The sequence below is a fragment of the Butyricicoccus sp. genome (assembly GCF_050872565.1).
Taxonomy (GTDB): domain Bacteria; phylum Bacillota; class Clostridia; order Oscillospirales; family Butyricicoccaceae; genus Butyricicoccus_A.
In genome coordinates, this window is sequence record NZ_JBNMHC010000223.1 from 1 (window position 1) to 3669 (window position 3669).

Annotated in this window: 4 protein-coding genes; 2 read left to right on the forward strand and 2 right to left on the reverse strand. The window is 46.1% G+C overall.

The annotated features are described in order from the left end of the window. Nucleotides 1-478, forward strand: a 478-nt coding sequence (cgtA, locus tag ACR0P9_RS09015; protein WP_432619369.1) for an Obg family GTPase CgtA, incomplete at its 5' end; no start/stop codon positions are given. Between the two features lie 133 nt (nucleotides 479-611). Next, nucleotides 612-1676, forward strand: a complete 1065-nt coding sequence (locus ACR0P9_RS09020) for an EcsC family protein (RefSeq protein WP_432619371.1) — start codon at nucleotides 612-614, stop codon at nucleotides 1674-1676. Nucleotides 1677-1730: 54 nt separating this feature from the next. On the opposite strand, the gene ACR0P9_RS09025 is transcribed toward ACR0P9_RS09020, so the two are convergent. Further along, the gene (locus ACR0P9_RS09025; RefSeq protein WP_432619373.1) at nucleotides 1731-2222 is read right to left on the reverse strand and encodes a DUF2798 domain-containing protein; all 492 of its coding nucleotides are present in this window, start codon (nucleotides 2220-2222) and stop codon (nucleotides 1731-1733) included. Nucleotides 2223-2435: 213 nt separating this feature from the next. Then, nucleotides 2436-3614, reverse strand: coding sequence for a tRNA(Met) cytidine acetate ligase (locus ACR0P9_RS09030; RefSeq protein WP_432619375.1), 1179 nt, complete (start codon nucleotides 3612-3614; stop codon nucleotides 2436-2438). Between the last annotated feature and the right edge of the window lie 55 nt (nucleotides 3615-3669).

Genomic DNA, 3669 nt, shown 5'->3' on the forward strand with positions numbered 1-3669 from the left:
TATGGATTTGGAACATCGTCCGCAGATTGTTGTTGCCAATAAAATCGACTTGTTCTACGATGACGATCATTCTAAGCTGGATGAAATTCGCCAGTGGGCAGAAGATCATGGTTTTGCTTATGCAGAAATGTCTGCGGCGACCAATCAGGGCGTGCGCGAACTGATGAATATGACATGGCACGCATTGGAAGAACTGCCGCCGGTACTCGTCTATGAGCCGGAGTTCGTGCCGGAGCCGGTGGATAAGCCGGTTACAGAGGAATCTATCACGTATCGCCGCATGAACGAGTACTATATCGTAGAAGGCGAGTGGATTGACCGTCTGTTCGCATCCATCAACTTTGACGATTATGAGTCTCGTCAGTATCTTGACCGCCGTCTGCGCAGCGCGGGCGTCTTTGATAAGCTCGAAGAAATGGGCATCAAGGACGGCGATCCGGTTGTTATCGGCGAGATGGAATTCGAGTACGAGAGATAAGATTTCTGTCTGACTACGAAAAAAGCATAAAAATAAGGCATCTAGGTAGAAATACTTAGATGCCTTTTAAAATTGACGGAGATCAAATTATATGCTATTATTGATTCAAAGACACAATAAAGGTGGGATGAATATGGATGATAAGAAGTATACGTTACCTACTCCTGTTGTTGATAGGAAAGAAGTAGAACTGTTAGAAGTTTTAACGAAACGATATGAAGCGATGATTCAACCCAGCACGATTTCTAAATTAGGAAATAAGATTGGGAACGTTGTGCCAAAACAAATAAAGCAATGGGGGCAAACTTTAACTGATAATATTTCCGAACAAGAATTGTATCGACAGGCTATGGAGTTGATTGCTAAAGGATTTAAAATTGTTGAAGAACAAGCGGCTAAGTATACAATTAGTGAGCATAATATTCTTCAAGATATTGACAGATTGTCGAAATCGAACACAATCACTGGATTTGATGAAGTATGTCTTGCACGCAGTTATGAAATTTCAAGAGCTGTGAATAGCTCAAAGAACAAAAATCGTATACTGGCTTTTGTTGAAGGTGGAGCTACTGGTGCAGGTGGATTTTGGGGATTGCCATTTAATCTAGTGTTGAGTACACTATTGTATTTTCGGGCAGTGGAATCTATTGCAATGTACTATGGATTTGATGCAAAAAATGACGCTGAAGAAATGATAATTGCTGGTGAAGTTTTTAAAAATGCATTAGACCCAGCTAAAGATGATGTGAATAATGAAATGAGTGGAATAATCAGTAAAATAATGGTTATGACACAGGCGTCGATTATCAATCAGACTTCAAAGAAAACATGGATAGATATGGCCACTAAAGGAGGAATTCCACTATTACTTACTCAGATGAGGGCGTTAGCGCATAAATCTGCACAGAAAGCACTTGAAAATGCGGGTAAAAATGGATTGGAAAATAGCATATTTAAAGATGTTTTTGAGCAAATTGGACGTAAATTGACTTTAAAAAATACTCAAAAAGTAGTTCCGGTTGCATCTGCAATATTTGGTGCACTTATTGATACGGCTCAAATGCATAAAGTGTTAGAATATGCCGATATTTTTTATCAAAAACGATTTATTATCTCTAAAGTAGATAGAATATCTATGATTACGAATTTGGATGACATTCTTATCTATGATGAACGCTTTTATGCAGATACGCAATAAACAAAATCCTTCTAACGCCAAGTGGTTAGAAGGATTTTGTTATTCATATAGATTTTATTCTGCCGGAGCGCTTGCCGGTGCACCAACGTTTGCGAGCTGCTTGCGGAAGATGGTGCGGAACACCAGACGGACGAACGGGCCGCAGTAGCAGAACTGCCACAGGAAGGCCGCCGGAAGGTTCATGCCCCACGTCTGGATAAAGGTTGCGAAGGACGGATTATCCTTAAACAGAATCGTTGCAATCAGGCTCATAATCGGGCACATCATTGCGCAGATGCAGAAGGAAATCGCATAGGTGATGAACTGCGGGCGATCCGTCGGGCGCATGACCTTGAACGCGAGCATCGGTGCAATCTTGCCGATGATGAAGAACTCCAGAATGAAAGCGATCGGCCACATAATCGGCATCTCGTGCAGAGCGGCAACGAAGGTTGCGCCGGTTACGCCGCCCATGTTGAGCGCGACGTTGTAGCAGATCATGCCATATACCATGCAGCCTGCCATGAGGATGGTGAAGATAGCGTCTTGAAATTTGTTTTGCGGCATTTGTTCATTTCTCCAATCAAATCATATTTTGATGTTTTCGCAATAAAAAAGAGCTAAACGGGAAACTTTCGTCTCGTTTAGCTCACTGCGACTACCATTAATTGTACTTATTATAGCATAAGATTACAGAGAATATAAGTGCTTTTTTGAAATTTCTTGAATTTCGTCAGGGTGTATAACGCGGGCGCTGTCTGACGAAGATATTTGCAGCAGTTATGCCTGCTTTTCAATGTATGGCGTCTGCTTCCAGTCTTGCCCAGCAGGAGAGGGAAAATAATACAGATCGTCGGCGAGGACGGTAAAATTCCAGAGCCTTTGCGCAGAATCAGACAGCTTTCGCGCCTGCGTTGGCTTTACAATGACAGGGAGGCAACATGTTTTTTTCATCGCTTTTAATACCTGCTGCCCACGGGCGTTCATGCCGAGAACTGTAATGGATTCGAGCGGTGCAGATGCGATGTCTTGCGTCAAACCGAGATAGGCGCATAGCGTCAAGCGGCGCACACGACTGAGCAGATGCCGACGAGAACGCGTGCGTTCCCATAACTCTGCTAAGCTCTGAGACGCCTGACAGGCGGCGTAGAATCGGTGTTCCAGTCCTTCGGACACACTGGGCAACTGGGCAATGTCCTCTGGTGTCAGGCGGCGTAAATACGGCAGAACAGCCGGTTCAAGATCCTGCCAGCTGCGGCGGCGTGCCGTCACAGCCTGCTCTCGATATTCCAGCGGGAGAAGCTGTAGGGCAGTTTGTGTCGTTCCGGCATGAAACTGAGAGCGAATGTAGCTGGCAGAGGGAATATGATCTATCGGCGTGCCATCGTGCGCTGCACCGATGCGGCGAATCGCAATCGGCTGGATATGCGGACAATACTTGCGAATGGCACGACAATACTGCACGGCGAGCAAATCATTGGGAGACGCGAGCAGAGGCGCCAGCTCCGGACACAGCGTCTGTGCGGTCTGCTGGGCGGCTTGCGCATAGCTGATGCCGCTGGTGAGATGCTCTCGCAAGGTCTGCGCAAAGATAGGCTCATCCATCCATTGCGCCAGCTGCATGAGTGTCTGCTCGGTTCCGCTCTCGCAGCCAAACGAGAGATGCGTCACGCAGCCAAGAGATGCCGCCAGACGAACACCGCCCTCGGCAAACCCTTCTGCCGAAGAGAGCGCGGCAGAGAGCGGAAGTTCTAAGACAAGATCCGGTCCGCCTGCGCGAATGGCGCAGGAAGCACGGAAATATTTGTCCCACAGCGCCGGTTCGCCGCGCTGGACAAAACAGCCACTCATGATGGAAATCATGCAGCAATCCGGCATCCGGCGCAAAATTTCCCGGATTTGGAACAGATGTCCGGCGTGAAATGGATTATACTCTGTAATAACAGCACAAACTTTCATAAAAACCTCCAAATTTCTTGAGAAAACAGTTGAGAAATTTGATAAAGCGGTGTAA

Coding starts and splice junctions, on each gene's coding strand:
- ACR0P9_RS09020 (WP_432619371.1), top strand. CDS start 612: ATGGATGATAAGAAGTATACGTTACCTACTCCTGTTGTTGATAGGAAA.
- ACR0P9_RS09025 (WP_432619373.1), bottom strand. CDS start 2,222: ATGCCGCAAAACAAATTTCAAGACGCTATCTTCACCATCCTCATGGCA.
- ACR0P9_RS09030 (WP_432619375.1), bottom strand. CDS start 3,614: ATGAAAGTTTGTGCTGTTATTACAGAGTATAATCCATTTCACGCCGGA.